Genomic DNA, 18,839 nt, shown 5'->3' on the forward strand with positions numbered 1-18,839 from the left:
AACATATACAAAGATAATTAAAGCGAGTAAAAAACTTTACTCGCTTTAATTATTGCTTTACATTATAAATCATTTTAAATTGAAATACGGAAATCCGTAAAAATTGGCAAGAAAAAATACATACCTTTGAAAAGGTAAGAAAGCAAAATAAATGAGTTAGTAACAAATTCGAAACACATAATAATTAATGAAAAAAATTGTCGAATATGTACCTATTATAACAGTTTGCTTAATATATTTTGGCTTCTGCAATTTACATTATTACTACAAAGAATTTAATATAGATATTTATCACTACATAAGTAATACCGAGATTTTACTTTCTTTCTTACCAACAATTGTTCTCTTGGCATCAACACTTTATGTGTTTGCTTATAGTCGACTTATTAATCATCCAGATTTTATAAAAAAAGATGAAAAAATAAAGAGCAATCAAGAAATCGTCGAAAATAATAACATTGAAGAAGGGGAAGAAGTTAAACCTCAACAGAAAAGGATATGGCGTATTTTATCAACCTTTCCCGTACCACTATTTTTAGTACTTTTTATTCAAATTATTATTAGTGTAATTTTAACTAGGTGTTTTGGCTTCAAAACTTACGAACTACAAGATATAAATTTAGTTTATGCATTTCTATTTTTATCTGTAATTTACTTTTCCAGCACCCTTTTTAAAAATCAAAAACTTATAAATGATAATATATTATTAATTACTATATTTTCTGTAATTTATCTCGGAAATCAAATTAGCACTTATAGAAAATTAGATGCCGATAAAATTAAAGACGGAATATCTAATAGAAAAATTGTATTTGAATATAGCGGTAAAAAAATATCTACTTCTAATCAAAATATTTATATAGGCCAAACTCAATCTCATCTTTTTCTATACAACATTAAGGATAAAAGTACTAACATTTACAAAACAGAAAATATTGATTTTTTGAATATAAAATAAGAACTGCCATTATCCCTTCTGTCTTACCGCTCGTGAATACAACGAAATTAAAAACCAATTGTGTCGAGATTAGCAAACATGAATGCGAAAATTGGCACGAGCAGGTATAATAAATTTTAATTTTGTTAAAAAAAATTATTGATCTGCAATGACTATCTTATAAAAAATCAATGTAAAAAGTAAAGTATTTACAACTACACTAACAAATATCCCCAAATTTACAGATGCTAAAAAGTTTAACATTTCAGGAAACACAAGATTAATTATTGAAGTACAGAACGATATTAAAAGAGATAATGCACAAGTAATTAGTGCTGAAATTACAGTAGCTTTATTGAAATTTATCAATCTATTATAGCTTCCATGGCGTTTCATTGCTGTTACAGTTGGGCTATTTCCTTGTAATATAAGTGTTAGAATAGCTAATAAAAAACCAAATAATGTAGATGAGATTGAAATAACTTTATCTAAAAAAGTTGCATCTAATGCAAACGAAAAAATATCGTTGTATTTGTAAGATAAAATCATAAAAATTAAACCACAAATATAACCAAGTAATTTTTCTATCCAATATGCAATACTTCTATTCATAAAAACATTCTATCAAAATCCGCTTCACAATTAGTATGAAGTAGCATAATTTCTTGAGCACGCTGGTTTTCCAGTAAATCTGTATGTTCTCTTGGTTCATCTAACGTAATAAATTTAAAATAACGGTCAGCTACTAAATCAATTTTTTTTAATTTTTTCGAGCCGGCTTCATAACCTGAAACAACAACTTTTTTTACATTTTCATTATTACGTCCTAGCATTAGTCTTCCAGCATTATCCAAAATATCCCTAATACTCAAAGTTGCTAATCCTTCACCCCTATTTGGACGTCCTTCAACCTCAAATTTAGCAAAAACTTTTGATGAGTTTAGTTGACGACCACTTTCAATAGCATTAAATAATGCATTATTTTGATGTTCAAAATCTGCAACAATGCGATCTGGCCTTGCTATTTCAACCTCAATGGATTTATGAAACCCAAAATTCATAATCCTATTATATTCATCATGAGTCAGAATAACCTCAAACTTCACACGAAAAGTTTTAAACAAATCTGATTCTTTTTTTTGTAGTGCTAAATAGATAAAATCGACAAAATGATCCAAATAACAACCTGATTTATTAGCTTCATACATTAAAATATTGCGTCGTTTGTCATAAAGAAAAACGTTAGCATACGCTAATCCTTCTTCAACTTCTAACCCAATAGCAGAAAATGTTCTGTTAGCTTTATGCTTCTTAGGAGGAACGTTTACGTCACGATTTGTTTCTAACAAACCGACAATGTGATTTTCTGTATTTCTTAATATTTTAAGTTCAACGTCTTTTCCTTTAACAGGCAAGGATACATTTTGTAAACCTTCAGTCGTTAAAATTTCCGCAAATAAAATTTCACTTGGCAAATCTTCCATAGTCAAAATGTTAACTTTAAAAAATTCAATTTTCTTCTTCTTAACTGCCATACTATAATGATTATATATTTTGAGTTGAGAAATTTACGGAAAATATATTAAAATTTAAGTATTCTTCCTGCAAAGTCTGCAGTATCAATTTTATTTTTTTGTCTTGGTAAAAGACCTTCTATTCCAAATTCATTATAACGACTAATCCAGCATGTAAGGTTACTCTCAGCAATGCTGTTTGCTTTGGCTGTGCCTTTAACCGAGTTATGTCTTTTTAAAACTTCCTCTACACAACGAAGTTTAAATTCATAATTGTATTTGACTTTTCTTTCCATAAAAATGCCCCCAAATAGTGTCTAACTTTTTGGGGGCAATTCATAATTAGGTCTCTTTTTTTTATTAAATGTATATCTTCAAAAACGTTATTTCCCGTTCAATAATTTCTCTAAATATTCAACTTTATCTTTTTCAGCTTGCACCAAACGTTCGTAAAGTTCAACAACTTTATCTAAAGGATTAAAAGTACAGTCGTAATTATTATTTGCTCCTTGTCCAAAACTACTATTTGAAACAGTATCATTAAAAGTATTAAAATAATTAAAAACTGCTTCTTCCGAAAAGTTTTTAATTGCTTCAACAGAAACTCCAAGAGCTTTTGCTATCTCAATTAGTTTTTGTTCTTCTACAATTTCGCTTTTTTCAATAGCCGAGATTGTCTGCTGGCTCATTCCTAAAGCGTGTGCCAGTGCTTCCTGTTTCATATCTTTAAGCTCTCTGATACGGCTTATATTTCTGCCGATATGTTTTGGTTTTATTGCTGTACTCATAATTCAAAGATATTTAAAATTCTTAAACGAAAATAAATTTAGGTAAAAAACAAACCTTTTTTATAAGATACTCTTTTCATAATTGATATAAATTGACAAATTCGGCTTTAGCCAAAAATACAAAAGATTAGGCTAAATATTTATTATTTACCGAAAACAGATTAACAAAGATTCTATTACTTTTGTTTTTTATCCCTTAGCATAAAACACAAAAGTAATTTTCTTAAAAAATGAAAAATAAACTACGTTTTCTCCCAATTAGCTTGCTTCTCTTTTTTGTATCAAATCAAACAATTTTGGCACAAGCTAAAAACAATTACAGCACCAGGATTGATAGTTTGATTCAAACAACTTCAGTTCGTCCTTTTAATGGTAATGTGCTAATAACTCAGAATGGGAAAACTAAGTATTCAAAAGCATACGGCTATTCTGATTATGCAAAAAAAACTCCTCTTAAATTAAGTGATCATTTTGTTATTCTATCCAATAGCAAGCAAATAACTGCTGTTTTAATTCTTCAGGAAGTCGAAAAGGGTAAAATCGTTTTAAATACTCCTATAAAAAAATATCTTCCAAACTTAAAACAGCCTTGGGCAAGCACCGTAACTGTAGAGAATTTGCTAAATCATACCTCTGGTATTGTGGATTTAGAAAAACCAACAGCTTTTCCTGTTGGAACTCAATTTAAATATACCGATTTGAATTATATCTTGCTAGGTCAAATTATAGAAAGAGTGACTAATAAAACGTATGAAGCGGTTGTGAACGAATTGTTCAAAGTGAATAAAATGAAAGATAGCTTTTTTCCAAATGCAACTAATCAAAAAAAGATTGTAAACGGTCGTGAATATTTTAAAAACAATACAACCAAAGAAATTCAAGGCATTGTTGTTCCCAAAGAAAGAATTCCCGCAGCAGGACTTGTAAGTACTGTTAAAGATTTGGCACTTTGGAATAGCTTACTACATAATGGTAAACTTTTAAACGAAGCTACCTATAGCCGAATGACCACTTATTCTATTACCAACCAACATCCTGTTTTTGGCGATACAGCAATTGGATATGGATATGGTATTCGTGTAAACGATAAAACTAAAATTAAAGAATTTGGCCATACCGGAATTGTACCCGATCAAGGATTTACATCGGTTAACTTATATTATCCTGAAACTAAAACTAGCATCATTGTTCTGGAAAACCAAACATTTGAAAATTTTGATATTACTTATTATTTTGAAGCTAAAATTAGAGAGATTGTGTTGAAAAGTGGGTTATTGAAGAAATAATGAACTTTAAAATATCTAATTTTACATATAATAAAAAAGAAAAATTTTACGCATGATTACAAAAGCAACATTACAGGATATCCCAGCATTAAATACATTAATTAATTCAGCTTACCGTGGTGAATCTTCAAAAAAAGGATGGACTACCGAAGCTAACTTATTAGAAGGTAAAAGAACCACTGAGGAAGAATTAACCGAAACTATTCAAAACTCCAAAAATACTATCTTAAAATTCACCGAGAATAACCAGATTATTGGTTGTGTTTTGTTGGTAGAAAAAGAGGATAAACTCTATTTAGGAATGCTTACTGTTTCGCCTGTGTTGCAAAATAGCGGTATTGGTAAAAAACTATTACATCAAGCCGAAATTCACGCTAAAGAATTGGGATTGCCTAAAATTGTAATGACTGTAATATCTGTTAGAGAAGAACTCGTTGCATGGTACAAACGTAATGGTTATGTAGATACTGGCGTAAGAGAACCTTTCCCTGAAAGTGATGTTCATGTTACTGTTTCAGAAGAGCCTTTAGAATTTATTGTATTGGAGAAAAAGATTTAATTGTTTACCACAAAGTTTGTAAGGCACCCAAAAAAATTAACCGCAAAGGTCGCAAAGGGATACGCGAAGTTCGCTAAGATATTAGTGTTATCTTGCTAAGTCGCTAACTTTGATTATCAGCAACTTTACACCTTTCAAATCTTAGTTCCTTTAAACCTTTGCCTCTTTGAACCTTAAAAAAGCACATTTGATTTCTTATTAAAAATAATAAAAAATGAACATAAGCCTTTTGCCTAAAAAAGATAGTGCAGTCTCTATTTGGAGTGGTGGATTGACTTATGAATATATGATATATCCGAAAACAGCAAATTATGCTGATAGAGATTTTATATTCAGAATAAGCAGTGCTACAATAGAGCAAGAACCCTCAATTTTTACAAGATTTAAAGGCTATCACCGATACTTGGTTATGCTGGATAACAGCCTGCATGTTGAGGTTAACAAAGAAAAAAAATTGTATGAGAAGTATGAAATCATGGAATTTAATTCGGATGATGAGGTGACTTCTTATACAAAAGGTATCGATTTTAATTGGATGGTTTCTAAAAAAGCATCCCATCACAAACTAAAAATAACGAGCAGTAATCAGAATTCTAATGCTCCAGTAGTTATTTTATTTTCTTTACGTGCAACCGTTATTAAAATTAATGAGGAGCCATACGATCTAAATCCTTATGATTTGTTAGTCATAGAAAATGAAAAAAGGGAAGATATACTGCTTCATTTTTCTAATGAATGCCTCTTTGGGATATTGGATTTTTAATCCACAGTTAATCCTTTAATCTGACGTATAGAATTTAACCGCAAAGTTCGCGAAGATTTACGCAAAGATTCGCAAAGTTTTTTAATATTGCAAAGTCGCGAAGAAAAATGTTTGGATCTCCAACACCTTTGTACCTTTGAACCTTAGCCTCTCAGAACCTTAAAAGAACCCTTTGAACCTCTTCTAAACCTTTCTTTTGATTTTCGATAAAAATTCGTGTGAAACTCCAAGGTATGAGGATAAATTTTTGTTATTTATTTTCTGTGTTTTGTCGGGATGTATTTTTATAAATTCAAGATACCTTTGTTTCGATGTCTTATTTAAAACATCTAAAAGCCTTTCTTGTATAAGAACATTAGCTCTTTCTATCATTGCTATATGAAACTGGATTAGCTTTGGAACTTCTTTAAATAGTAATGCTTTATTTGTCTTATTGATTACTAATATCTCACTGTCTTCTATTGCTTTAATATTGTATTTGGTTGGTTTTTGGTGATAGAAACTTTCAATATCACACATCCAGTCATTTTCGAAAGCAAAGAAGAGAACTGTTTCGCTTCCGCTTTCGTTTAGGATATAGATTTTAAATGCCCCTTTTAGAATGAATCCTTCATAAGCATTATTAGAATTCTGAATTTGCAAAAACTCGTTTTTCCTCAATTTAACGAATTCTGTTTTTTTAATAATTGCATCCCATTCCGTATCTGTAAGGGCAATTTTTCGCTCGATATTATCCCTTAACATTTTACACATATAGATTATTTTATATTTTTAGCAAAAACAGTATAACTATTTAATTCACAATATATTTATAGATAACAAAAAATAAATGTAATCGATTACTAAATTAATAAAAAAGATAGAACTAGTTCAATTTTTTTAAAATATTTTATAAAGACTTTTGGCATATTAATTAACCCCAAAATATCTATTATGAAGATTAAATCAACATTATCGGTGTTATTACTAACTCTGATTTTCGGCTTTGCAAGTTGCAACAGCGAAGAAATTACTGCTACACAAAATGGTGATAGCAACGCAAGTACTGTTTTATCAACAAGTCAAAATCTTACAGCCAAAGTTGGCAATTGTGCTGAGGTTCCGGGATGGGCATCTCAAAACGGAGGAACTACTGGTGGCGGAAATGCTGCTGAAACGGTTGTTACTACCTACGCTCAATTAAAAGCTGCTATCGAAAATAGTGCTGTAAAAGTGGTAAAGGTTACTGGTACTATCACAATTACAACAAGATTATCTTTTCAGGATCAATCTGGTAAAACAATTTATGGTGCTAGTGGTGCAAAATTAGTTTCTACGGATCAAACTAAAGCAAACTCTGGTATCATCAATATTAAAAGATGTACCAATATTATTATCCGAAATTTAATTTTTGAAGGTCCTGGTGCTTATGATACCGATGGTTGGGACAATGCTATTATAGACGACTGCCAAAACGTTTGGGTTGATCATTGCGAGTTTAGAGATGGTGTAGATGGTAATCTTGATATCAAAAACAAATCGAATTACGTTACTGTTTCTTATACTAAATTTGCCTACTTAAAACCTCCTAAGGCTGGTGGTTCTGGTGGAACTGATGATCATAGATTTTCTAACCTAATTGGTTCTAGCGATAGTGCTACGGCTGATCGCGGAAATTTAAAAATTACTTTTGCTCGTTGCTGGTGGGCTCCTGGCTGTAAAGAAAGAATGCCTAGAGTACGTTTTGGTCAAGTACATATTATAAATAGCTATTTCAATAGTACTGTTAGTAACAAATGTATTGCTGCTGGTTTTGAAGCCAATATCCGTGTAGAAAACAATGTATTCGAAGGGGTAAAAACTCCTATTGATTTAATGACTGGTTATACGGCTGTAACTGCTGTTGGGAATATTTTTACAAGTACAACTGGAAATACGGCAGGAAGCAATACTGCTTTTACTCCGCCATATTCTATTGTAACGCTTGCCGCGTCGGCAGTTAAAGCTGATATTACTGCTAGTGCTGGTGCTACATTTACTGGCAATACTTGCGGATCGTTTTAATTTAATTTAACCATATAAGTCATGTAAGTACATTTAAGTTTTAAGGCTTGGAGTATTTTATATGACTTATATGGTTTCTTTTTTTTAGATAGGAAAGTAAGGAAGAATAGTTAACCGCAAAGGTCGCAATGGGTTACGCGAAGTTCGCTAAGATATTGTTCAGAAAGACAATATTGTAATTTTTTATGTTTAAATCCGGTACTTCATTTACCGTTTTCAACTTACATTTTACCAACCTTTGTACCTCTGCCTCTTTGCTCCTTTTCTTAAAGAACCAATTCCTCAAACAATCTCTTAATGGTTTTATCCAAATCCTGAGATAATCCTGTATGTGGTCTTGAGGTTTGAATTGCCGAACTACGTATGGCTGTTAACCAACGAAATCGCTCAGGAATTTCCATTTGTCCAATTGGTCCGCCATCTTTGGCTCCATTGACTATTTTTTCTAATGAGGTTAAATTACAATGCAATTGTTCGACATCAAAATCAGCTGAAAGGGCTTGAACTCTGGCATCGTTTATATGGTACAATACTTTTATAAATTTGGCTCTTTTGCTAAATAATATGACACCTATATTTAGGAATTCTTCACGCTCTACTCTTGGTACAACACGAATTACGGCATATTCATATAAGTGACTATCTTGCATTTTCGGCTTGTTTTACAAAAATTTCAGAATGGTTTAGTCGTGTTTGCAAAAATTGTAAATATACATTTCGCAATCCTTCAGGCGTTTCATCAGTATCTTCCCAATTGAGCCATTCGTCTGGAATAAGCGCTACAATTTCTTGTAATAATTCGGGAGTTAAAACTGCTTTATATTCTGAATCGACTTCTTTTAAAAGTGATGCTTGTGGCAACAATACGTGATCTTTTATTAATGCAAAAGGACTTTTGGCATGTTGTTCCCAGTTGTTCCATGAATGATGAAAATACAAACAAGCTCCATGATCGATTAACCACAGTTCTTTATGCCATATAAGCATATTAGTGTTTCTGAATGTACGATCTACATTGGTAATAAAAGCATCTAACCAAACAATTTGCGACGCAAGTTTAGGATCAACCACTGTTACAACCGGATCAAAAGTAATTGCTCCTGATAAAAAATGTAATGCCAAATTAAGTCCTTGACTTCCTTGTAGTAAATCCTGAATTTCTTCATCGCCTTCGGTTCTGCCAAAAGCTTCATCTAAATTAGCAAATACCAATTCGGGAATTTGAAGTTTTAATACATTGGCAATTGCGCCACCTACCAATTCGGCAATTAGTGCTTTTACGCCATGTCCGGCTCCTTTAAATTTTAGGACATATTTAAAATCATCATCTGCTTCGGCCAAAGCGGGTAATGAACCGCCTTCGCGCAACGGACTTATATAACGCGTCACATTTACCGTTCTTAAATCGAGTTTGTTTTTCATAGTCAGCTTTTACTGGAATACAAACTTACTAATTTTAGATTTGTTAGTCTTCTTGGATTTTTAGATTATTCGAATTCTTGGGTTTTTAGAGGCAAGAGTATAGGAGCAAGACTTAGAGTTTCATTTAAAGTTTGTTATTCTTTGCGTAATCTAAGCGCAACAGTTATCACATCACGTTTGTAGAGAAGCACCGCAATGCGTCTTCTGCAATATATTCCGTTAAGACAAGACAAATAGTTGCGCTAATTTTGGTTCTCGCAGATTTTGCAGATTCAGCAGATTTTTTTCTCTGGTTTGGTTTTAGGATTCAGTTTGTGGAATGTATTGCGGTCCTTCGGCTCCGCTCAGGAAGACAAACTGAGTAATCTAAAATAAAAAAACATCCTTAAATCTTTTTTTTTTAAATCTTGAATCTCTAAGTCTTTCTTCTATACTCTTGTCTCTATACTCTTGTTTCTATACTCTTGTTTCTATACTCTTGTTTCTATACTCTTATTTCTATACTCTTGTTTCTCTAAGTCTTATCTCTAACTAATCTAATGACAAAAATGCTTTCCCAAGATTTTCAATAATATCTGATGCTATGAATGACTGATATCCTGTTTCGGGTAGGGCAATATCGGCAGTTAAGCCGTGTATGTAAACTCCTAATTGCGCAGCTTGAATTGGCAAATATCCTTGAGCTAACAAACTAGTGATTATTCCCGTTAACACATCACCACTTCCTGCGGTTGCCAGTGCTGCATTTCCTGTTGTATTTTGATAGCTATCTTCTCCATTTATTATATATGTTGGAGCGCCTTTCATGACTATTATTACTTGGTGTTTTTTGGAGAATTCTATGGTTTTTTCAAATTTTTCGCTGTCTGAATTCCAATTTCCTATCAACCGTTCTAATTCTTTGGGATGTGGTGTAAGCACAGTATTTGCTTGTAATAAAGCAAACCATGATTTATTTTGTGATAGGATATTTAGTGCATCAGCATCGATAACTGCTGGTGTTTTATTTGTTTTTAAAAACTCATAAAATGTTTTTTGTGTCTTGGGCTCCTGCCCTATTCCTGGGCCAATTCCTATGGCTTGTGGCTTAATCTCAAAATAGATTTCGGAGATGTAGTCTTCATCAGTTGAGGTTACAACCATTACTTCGGGAATTGTAGATTGGAGAATTTCGTAACCACATTTTGGGATAAGGGTAGTTACTAGTCCGCAACCTGATTTGATACAAGCCTTTGATGCTAAAACTGCCGCTCCTATCTTGCCATAACTTCCTGCAATGATCGCTGCATGTCCTTGTATTCCTTTGTGAGTATGTGGATTTATAGGCTTGTAGATCTTTTTAATCTTGGCTTTTGTTATTGCTATTGTGGCTTTCATTGAATAGTTATTTTAATTAAAATTACAAAAAACCATGATTCTAAAATAATTAATATTTCCTGATTGGCTCTAGCCCTGATTACTTCACTAATATTTTTATTTTAATAAGTGTTCAGTGAACTACGTTTGCAGCGGTATCCTTTATGTTTTTCCTTTAAAAACATAAAGATATAGCGAATAGCAGGAAACAGCTCCTAATTTTTGCGATTTTTATAATTCTGAGTACTTGTTTACAACATTTTTTGAATAAATTTGCGATTAACTTTTATAAACACACACAATGAAAAATACTGCGCTAACGCACATACATGAGGGTTTGGGAGCGAAAATGCTACCTTTTGCTGGTTATAATATGCCTATTTTATACGAAGGTGTAAATGCTGAACACGAAACAGTTCGTACTGGCGTTGGCGTTTTTGATGTTTCGCATATGGGAGAATTTTTATTAACTGGTCCAAATGCTTTGGCTTTAATTCAGAAAGTTACTTCTAATGACGCATCAACGCTAACTATTGGTAAAGCTCAATATTCTTGCTTACCTAATAATGATGGCGGAATTGTAGATGATTTGATTATTTATAAAATGAAAGAGGAAGAGTATTTACTTGTTGTAAATGCTTCGAATATTGATAAAGATTGGAATTGGATTTCTTCTCACAATGATGTAGGTGCTGAAATGAAAAATCTTTCAGATGATTACTCTTTATTGGCAATTCAGGGGCCTAAAGCCGTTGAAGCAATGCAAAGTTTAACTTCTGTAGATTTATCTGCTATTCCATATTACCATTTTGAAGTTGGTACTTTTGCTGGAATTGAGAATGTTATTATTTCAGCTACTGGCTATACTGGTTCGGGTGGTTTTGAAATTTATTGCAAAAATGATGAGGTTGAACACATCTGGAATAAGGTGTTTGAAGCTGGTGCATCTTTTGGTATTAAACCAATTGGATTGGCAGCTCGTGATACTTTACGTTTAGAAATGGGTTTCTGTTTATACGGAAATGATATTAATGATACTACGTCTCCTCTTGAGGCTGGACTGGGGTGGATTACAAAATTCACTAAAGATTTTACTAACTCTGAAAATCTAAAGAAACAAAAAGAAGCTGGAGTTACTAAAAAACTTGTTGGTTTTGAAATGCAAGAACGTGCTGTACCAAGACAAGGCTATGAAATTGTAGATGCGTCTGGAAATGTAATTGGAATTGTAACTTCTGGAACTATGTCTCCGTCTATGACTATTGGTATTGGTTTAGGATACGTTACTGTTGCAAACAGTACTGTAGACAGCGATATCTTTATTAGAATTAGAAAAAATGATGTTCCTGCGAAAGTGGTAAAATTACCTTTCTACAAAAAATAATTCATTTTTAATATACAATACTGAAATACAGCTTATATAGCACAGCCTAAAATGATTAACTGAGTTTTATCTTTGAAATCAATTAAATCTGTGGTTAGATTCTCTTTCGACATTAACATTTTAGTGAGATTATACTCGTTTTATCAAAAAAATTAGCGTAATTTTAGTTTAAATGTTGATATTCGATTTATGAAAAAATTTTCATTAGTATTTCTACTTGTTGGTTTCTCTCTGTTTGGTCAAAATAGTGACTCTACATGTGAAATAGTAACCAAAATAAATACGCTTATTCAAAGCGAACATATTCAACCTAAACCGGTAGATGATAGTCTATCGGTTTTTGTTTTTGATAACTTGATCGATGATCTTGACCCTTCTCGAAATATTTTCCTGAAATCAGAATATGATGCCCTTGCCAAAAAATATCGTCTGAATATTGACAATCTTATTTTAAAAAAAGATTGTACTTTCTTAAATGATATTGTTTCTAAATATCGAAATGGTCTCATACGGAATAAAACGGCTTTGGAGAAAATTTTAACTGAACCTATCGATTATTCTTCAAAAGATACAATTCGGTTCTATAAAAAATCTTTTCCTGTATATATGAAGGAAAACGAAGTTGAGAAAGTATGGCGCAAAAAAATGCGCTACGAGATCTTGGATGAAATAGCTGAGGTGAGCACTAATCTGGATTCGCTTAAAGCAAATTTTAAATATCTTGAAGCTACTCATAAAAAGGCTGTCCTTGATAATGAAATATGTCGAGTTAATACACTTTTGCAAACTGGGAAAAAACCACAGGAAAAGCTATATGATTATTTCTGTACTTACTTTGATCCCCATACTGCCTATTTTAGCAATGACTCTAAATCTAGTTTTGTCGCTTCTTTATCTAAAGAACACCTATCATTGGGATTAAACGTAAACCTAAATGAGAAAAACGAAATTATTGTTGCTGAATTAGATCCAAATGGGCCTGCGTTTCAAACTGGTCAAATAAAAAAAGGAGACCAAATTATCTCTATATCTAACCAAAAAGAAACTTTAAAAGTTTCATGTGCTACTCTTGAATCTATTTCGACTATGATTTTATCTGAATCGAACAAAAGTATTACGCTTACCCTTAAAAGAAATTCTGGAAAAAGTTTTGATGTTTACATCGAAAAACAAATCATGAAAGATGAAGAAAACTCTGTTTTTAGCTTCATAATAGGCAAAGAAAGTAAGATTGGTTATATAAAAATCCCTAGCTTTTATGCCGATTTGGAAGGCAATAGCGGGAAAGGCTGTGCTGATGATACTGCTAAAGAAATTATAAAATTACAGAAAGATAACATCAAAGGTCTTGTTATTGATTTAATCGATAATGGTGGAGGATCAATGGAAGAGGCTATAAAACTAGCCGGAATGTTTATCGATAACGGCCCTATCTCGATTGTTGTAGATAACAAAAACGAACAGTCGGTTATTAATGATCCTTACAAAGGAATGCTCTACAAAGGCATTGTTGTTGTTCTAGTTAATGGTAATACGGCATCGGCGAGCGAGTTTTTTGCATCGATTATGCAAGATTACAATCGTGCTTTACTATTAGGGAGCAATACATTAGGAAAAGCAACTATGCAAACCATACAATCATTAGATGAGAATAAAAATACTGATTTTCTAAAAATAACAATTAATAAATTTTACCGAATAACAGGAAAAAGTCATCAATATATAGGTATAACTCCCGATGTAGTTCTTCCTGAATTTTATGAAAATATTATAGCAAAAGAGAAAAATTTTCCAACTGCTATTAAAAATGATTCTATTATTCCTATCCCAAAATTTAGACCTTACGTAAAAAGAAGTTTAATAAATAGACTTGCCGATGATAGCAGCATCAGAGTGGCAGCCAGTGATTATTTTAATAATATAATTACAATAAACAAAAAAATAGATCAACTGGTTAACACTCCTCGAACTGAGATTCCAATGACTTTAGAATCTGTTTTTGAACAGAAAAAAACAAGAAATCGTTTATGGGAAGAAATCACTTCTTATAACACTAAAAATGACCCGCTGGATGTATACAACTCGACAGTAAACCGATTCCTTTTGGGAATTCATCCTACTGAAAAAACCATGAATCAATATCAAATTGATAATCTTAAAACTAATCCTTACTTAAACGAAGCAGTAAATATTATTAATGATTTTAATGCTGCTAGGTAATGGTTAATTGCAGTATTCAGTTTCAGTTTCAGTCTAAACTTTACGGTTAGATTCTAACAATACACTGCCTTTTTTACTAGAATTACTTAGTCACTGCTGAACTATAAATTAGTTCTAGATACTAAGTCTGTAAACTACTTACCATGTAGTATATAATCTCAATTTACAGTTTAACTGTCACCTATTTACATTTCACCAAAAAAAACATAGTGTTTGTTTTTATAAAATAACTAATAACTGTATTTTTGCAACTCAAAATAAAAAATCAGCAATGGGAAGAGCGTTTGAATTTAGAAAAGGTAGAAAAATGAAGCGTTGGTCAGCAATGGCCAAAACATTTACCCGTATTGGTAAAGATATTGTAATGGCTGTTAAAGAAGGTGGTCCTAATCCAGATGCCAATTCTAGACTTAGAGCTGTTATACAAAATGCAAAAGCTGCCAACATGCCGAAAGACAATGTTGAGCGCGCAATAAAAAATGCCAGCAATAAAGATACTGCCAACTATAAAGAAATTTTATTTGAAGGTTATGCTCCTCACGGAATTGCTATATTAATAGAAACTGCATCAGATAATAATAACCGTACAGTAGCCAACATTCGTAGTTATTTTAATAAATGCAACGGAACTATGGGTACACAAGGTTCTGTTGATTTTATGTTTGACCATACTTGTAATTTCCGAATCCCTAAAGGTGATCTTGATCCTGAGGAATTAGAATTGGAATTAATCGATTTTGGTGCTGAAGAGGTTTTTGAAGATGAAGATGGTATCTTAATCTATGCTCCTTTTGGAAGCTTTGGAGCGCTACAAAAAGAACTTGAAAATAGAGGTATTGAGATTTTATCTTCTGGTTTTGAGCGTATTCCACAAATCACAAAAGAACTTACTGAAGCTCAAATTGCCGATGTAGAAAAACTTATCGAAAAAATTGAAGAGGATGATGACGTTATGAACGTATATCATACGATGAAAGAAGAATAATTTTTCTTTATATTATAAACTAAACTCCAGAGCAATCTGGAGTTTTTTTTTGTTATGATAATGAACTAAAATTAAAAAAGTTTGTCTAAATCATCCTTCATAGAATAACTTCCCAAACACATAGTCATAGTAATTGATTTTTCTTTCAATTTTATCTTTGAAAAATAACCACTTACATATAAATACAATATTGAACTACAAAAACTACAAAACAACATATTTATATTTTTTTATATAGGAATTTTATTATACTTTTGAAGAAATTAATAAATCACAATTTTATGAAAAAAATTTTATGCTTATTTAGTGCTATGAGTTTAGTACTAGCTTCTTGTTCTTCAAATGATGATAATGAATCATCACCGATTTTATTACAAAAAATAGTTTATATAGGGGATGACGGAACTTCCTCAACTTCAGATATTACATATGATGGTAATAAAATAATTAGCATTAAAGCCCAAGACGGTTCTGTTTATAAATATATATATACAGGAAACCTAATTACAAAAATTGAAGAAATCGATGAAGATGGCGCACTTGATATTACTACTGAGTACAGTTATACTAATGGTAAACTTGTTGCTTGTATAGAGAAACAAACTGATGCTATAACTTTTTACAAAACTAAATACACTCATAATGCAGATGCTACAGTTTCTTACGAGGAATTTAGAATAAATGCGGTAACTGGTTTAGAGACTGAGGGAGGTACTATTGGAAAATTTACATTTAATAATGGAAATTTAGTAAAAGATGAGAAATCTTATTATGGCTCGGAAAGAGTAATAACATATGAATATGATACTAAAAACGATCCTTTAAGAAATGTTTTAAATCATAATTTGTTACTCGATGAAGATTCGAACATTAATAATCTAATTAAGGAAACTAGTACTTATAAATCTGGAGACAATACTTACATAAATACAACAACTTACACATACAAGTATGACGTAAACAATTACCCTACAGAGAAAGTAGTAACCTATCAAGCCGGGACTTCAACGTTTACTGAAACATCTCAGTTTTTTTATTAAATAAAGTTATAAATAAAAAGGCAGATAAGTGTTGATAAAACATTTTGAATATACTTATTATTAGTACATATACTATTTAACACCACTTTATAAAAGACGCTGTCCGAAAATTACTTTCTGGACAGCGTCTTTTCTTTTTCAATAATTTTTTTTATTCTTCTGCAAAAACTTCCTATACTCCTTGAATAGTTTGAAAATTAGTGCATCAAATTTAAATGTTTTGTATGCTCCAGATTTGTTTATTTCTTACTATTAAAAAAATAGCCAATTTGCTTAATCTTAAAAATTTATTTTATTAAATAAATAATAGACTTAAAATGTAAAATTGTATTCAACTACTTTGCTTATCCTAGAATCAAAATCTCCCTATCTAAAGGCTGTAAAAACCCTTTATTTCGGAAGATTTTTAGTGTAAAAATATTATTAATTAAATATTAAAAAGCTAGTTTTGTAGATTTTTAAATAAATCTATAGAATGTTGAAGATAAAATTACTTTTATTACTACTTATTTCGTGCTCATTAGGTTATTCCCAAAGTAAAAACGCAGCTCTAATGGTAAATGCCAGAGCTCAAAAAGATAGAATATTGATTCGTTGGGCAATAAGCACACCTAGTGAATGGAAAAAAGCACATAAAAAAGGTTTTACACTTACTCGTTTTACTGTTCTAAGAGATGGTAAAATAATCCCTAAACCAGAAAAAAAAATATTAACACCAACTCCGCTATTGCCAGAGGTTCTTGACTCTTGGATGGATTTGGCTCAAAAAGACAACTATGCAGCTATAATTGCGCAATCTATCTATGGCGAAAGCTTTGAAGTCACTGGTGCAAAAGAAGGTGAACTAGCCAAGATAGTAAGTATGTCCGAAGAACTTAATCAACGTTACACTTTTGGATTGTACGCAGCGGACATGAGTTTTGAAGGCGCACTAAAAGCAGGTTGGGGCTTTGTAGATAACAATGTTAAAGCAAACGAGGTATATGCTTATCAAGTAGTTGTTTTTGAAACACCAAAGATAAAGTCTGCTTCTTATATGATTGGTCTGAAAGATTATGGAGCTTTACCTGCACCTACAGATTTTATAGCTGTACCTGATGATAAAAAAGTACTGCTTTCTTGGGATTATCAAACTTTCAAAAATATATATTCATCTTTTATGGTTGAAAGGTCATCAGATGGAACTACTTATGCTCCAATAGCTACTACTCCATTGGTTAACATGAACGACAAAGATGACCATCCATCTAAAACCATGTACCATATCGATACACTAAGCGTTAATGACAAAACATTTTATTACCGACTTTATGGTATTAGCTCATTTGGAGAAAAGGGAGAAGTCACCAAACCTATCAATACAAAAGGAGTACCAGCATTAACCGTTCCTGCCCGACTACTTGACTATCGTATTACCAATTTAAATACAGCAACTCTAGAATGGGAATTCCCTCCAGAAGAAGAAGGAACAATTCAGGGATTTGAAATTAATTTAGCCGAAAATGATAGAGGTCCTTATAAAGTAGTTTCAAAAGGGCTACTACCTATTACTGAGAGAAAACGAGAGTTAGAAACCCCTTATCCATCTAATTATTTCACTATTACAGCTGTTGGTAAGAACAATCAACGATTGACTTCCCAAAGTATGCTTATACAACCTATCGATTCCATTGCTCCAAACAAACCAATTGGGTTAGAAGGTACAATTGATAGTTTAGGAGTAGTTCACTTAAAATGGAAAGCAAATCTAGAAAAAGATTTATTAGGCTATAGAATCTTAAAAGCCAATAGCAAAGATGAAGAGTTTGTGGATATTTATCATAAATCATATGTAGGCAATGAGTTTGTAGATAATGTGAGCATGAAGATGCTTAACAATAAAGTCTACTACCGAATTGCTGCTGAAGACAAAAGATTTAATATTTCGGAACCATCAGACATACTTGTTCTGGAAAAACCTGATAAAATCCCACCTGCAGCTCCAATTTTTAAAGATTATGATACTAAAGACGGAAAAGTATACCTAAAATGGATTCGTAGTTATAGCGATGATGTTATTGCTTATAGTCTGAGAAGAAGAGAGAAAGGACAGATGAAATGGGAAGAAATCAAACAGATAAATGACACTATACAAGAGTTTGTTGATTCAAGAGTAGAAAACAGAAAAATGTATCAATATGCTATTCTTGCTAAAGATAAAAGCAATCTTTGGTCATCTATAGACCATTCTACCATTACGGTAACAGTACTTGATTTTACTCCTGTAAAAATGATAATTTTCTCTCAAGGATTACCTGACAGAGAAAATAAAAAAATCACACTGACTTGGGATTACATAAAGAACAAAGATAAAGTAGTAGGACTGAGTATCTATAAGAATAAAAAAGGTGAAGCTCCTACCTTATGGAAAGATCTTTTAGGTAATGTACTCACTCTAGAGGATCGTGATTTAAAAATAAACACCGAATACGAATACCATTTTAGTCCAACACTACAAAGCAATAGTCCTGCAAAAGTAGAAACCCTATCTATACTATATTAA

At 31.8% G+C, this 18,839-nt stretch carries 18 protein-coding genes; 10 read left to right on the forward strand and 8 right to left on the reverse strand.

All coding sequences use genetic code 11. From position 1 onward, the window contains the following. Positions 1-346: 346 nt before the first annotated feature. Positions 347-958, forward strand: a complete 612-nt coding sequence (locus OIU80_RS05900) for a hypothetical protein (RefSeq protein ID WP_264286120.1) — start codon at positions 347-349, stop codon at positions 956-958. A gap of 135 nt (positions 959-1,093) precedes the next feature. Here the strand turns inward: OIU80_RS05900 and OIU80_RS05905 are convergent, their stop codons facing one another. From OIU80_RS05905 to OIU80_RS05920, 4 genes are all read right to left on the reverse strand, one after another. Then, the gene (locus OIU80_RS05905; RefSeq protein WP_264286121.1) at positions 1,094-1,549 is read right to left on the reverse strand and encodes a hypothetical protein; all 456 of its coding nucleotides are present in this window, start codon (positions 1,547-1,549) and stop codon (positions 1,094-1,096) included. Continuing rightward, entirely contained in the window at positions 1,546-2,472 is a 927-nt protein-coding gene (locus OIU80_RS05910) for a DUF6731 family protein (RefSeq protein WP_264286122.1), read from the reverse strand. Before OIU80_RS05910 ends, OIU80_RS05905 begins: the two co-directional genes overlap by 4 nt. A gap of 47 nt (positions 2,473-2,519) precedes the next feature. After that, on the reverse strand, positions 2,520-2,747 hold the full coding sequence (locus OIU80_RS05915) for a helix-turn-helix domain-containing protein (protein ID WP_264286123.1): 228 nt from the start codon (positions 2,745-2,747) through the stop codon (positions 2,520-2,522). Between the two features lie 87 nt (positions 2,748-2,834). Then, positions 2,835-3,239, reverse strand: coding sequence for a helix-turn-helix domain-containing protein (locus OIU80_RS05920; protein WP_264286124.1), 405 nt, complete (start codon positions 3,237-3,239; stop codon positions 2,835-2,837). Positions 3,240-3,469: 230 nt separating this feature from the next. Between OIU80_RS05920 and OIU80_RS05925 the strand changes: the two genes are divergently transcribed. The 3 genes from OIU80_RS05925 (at position 3,470) to OIU80_RS05935 (ending at position 5,847) form a co-directional block, all read left to right on the forward strand. After that, a complete protein-coding gene (locus OIU80_RS05925; RefSeq protein ID WP_264286125.1) occupies positions 3,470-4,525 on the forward strand; it encodes a serine hydrolase domain-containing protein in 1,056 nt (351 codons plus the stop codon). 52 nt (positions 4,526-4,577) lie between these two features. Beyond that, positions 4,578-5,084 (forward strand): GNAT family N-acetyltransferase, encoded by a 507-nt coding sequence (locus OIU80_RS05930; RefSeq protein ID WP_264286126.1) that lies wholly within the window; start codon positions 4,578-4,580, stop codon positions 5,082-5,084. Positions 5,085-5,298: 214 nt separating this feature from the next. Further along, on the forward strand, positions 5,299-5,847 hold the full coding sequence (locus OIU80_RS05935; RefSeq protein ID WP_264286127.1) for a HutD family protein: 549 nt from the start codon (positions 5,299-5,301) through the stop codon (positions 5,845-5,847). Between the two features lie 183 nt (positions 5,848-6,030). On the opposite strand, the gene OIU80_RS05940 is transcribed toward OIU80_RS05935, so the two are convergent. Continuing rightward, complete coding sequence (locus OIU80_RS05940; RefSeq protein WP_264286128.1) at positions 6,031-6,600, reverse strand: Crp/Fnr family transcriptional regulator; 570 nt, start codon at positions 6,598-6,600, stop codon at positions 6,031-6,033. Between the two features lie 180 nt (positions 6,601-6,780). Here OIU80_RS05940 and OIU80_RS05945 point away from each other — a divergent pair, with 180 nt between their 5' ends. Next, positions 6,781-7,890: a pectate lyase family protein gene (locus tag OIU80_RS05945; RefSeq protein WP_264286129.1), complete on the forward strand. Its 1,110-nt coding sequence runs from the start codon at positions 6,781-6,783 to the stop codon at positions 7,888-7,890. A 266-nt stretch (positions 7,891-8,156) separates the two neighbouring features. On the opposite strand, the gene OIU80_RS05950 is transcribed toward OIU80_RS05945, so the two are convergent. The 3 genes from OIU80_RS05950 to OIU80_RS05960 all read right to left on the reverse strand — a co-directional run bounded on the left by OIU80_RS05950 (position 8,157) and on the right by OIU80_RS05960 (position 10,689). Further along, a complete protein-coding gene (locus tag OIU80_RS05950; RefSeq protein WP_264286130.1) occupies positions 8,157-8,540 on the reverse strand; it encodes a DUF3037 domain-containing protein in 384 nt (127 codons plus the stop codon). Continuing rightward, a complete protein-coding gene (locus OIU80_RS05955) occupies positions 8,530-9,312 on the reverse strand; it encodes a HipA family kinase (RefSeq protein WP_264286131.1) in 783 nt (260 codons plus the stop codon). Before OIU80_RS05955 ends, OIU80_RS05950 begins: the two co-directional genes overlap by 11 nt. Before the next feature lie 531 nt (positions 9,313-9,843). After that, entirely contained in the window at positions 9,844-10,689 is an 846-nt protein-coding gene (locus OIU80_RS05960) for an NAD(P)H-hydrate dehydratase (RefSeq protein ID WP_264286132.1), read from the reverse strand. A 280-nt stretch (positions 10,690-10,969) separates the two neighbouring features. Between OIU80_RS05960 and gcvT the strand changes: the two genes are divergently transcribed. The 5 genes from gcvT to OIU80_RS05985 all read left to right on the forward strand — a co-directional run bounded on the left by gcvT (position 10,970) and on the right by OIU80_RS05985 (position 18,839). Then, the gene (gene gcvT / locus OIU80_RS05965) at positions 10,970-12,052 is read left to right on the forward strand and encodes a glycine cleavage system aminomethyltransferase GcvT (protein ID WP_264286133.1); all 1,083 of its coding nucleotides are present in this window, start codon (positions 10,970-10,972) and stop codon (positions 12,050-12,052) included. A gap of 189 nt (positions 12,053-12,241) precedes the next feature. Next, positions 12,242-14,272 (forward strand): S41 family peptidase, encoded by a 2,031-nt coding sequence (locus tag OIU80_RS05970; protein ID WP_264286134.1) that lies wholly within the window; start codon positions 12,242-12,244, stop codon positions 14,270-14,272. Between the two features lie 271 nt (positions 14,273-14,543). Beyond that, positions 14,544-15,257, forward strand: coding sequence for a YebC/PmpR family DNA-binding transcriptional regulator (locus OIU80_RS05975; RefSeq protein ID WP_264286135.1), 714 nt, complete (start codon positions 14,544-14,546; stop codon positions 15,255-15,257). 281 nt (positions 15,258-15,538) lie between these two features. Next, positions 15,539-16,297, forward strand: a complete 759-nt coding sequence (locus tag OIU80_RS05980; RefSeq protein ID WP_264286136.1) for a hypothetical protein — start codon at positions 15,539-15,541, stop codon at positions 16,295-16,297. A 475-nt stretch (positions 16,298-16,772) separates the two neighbouring features. Next, complete coding sequence (locus OIU80_RS05985) at positions 16,773-18,839, forward strand: fibronectin type III domain-containing protein (RefSeq protein WP_264286137.1); 2,067 nt, start codon at positions 16,773-16,775, stop codon at positions 18,837-18,839.

This window comes from Flavobacterium frigoritolerans, assembly GCF_025847275.1.
Lineage (GTDB): Bacteria > Bacteroidota > Bacteroidia > Flavobacteriales > Flavobacteriaceae > Flavobacterium > Flavobacterium frigoritolerans.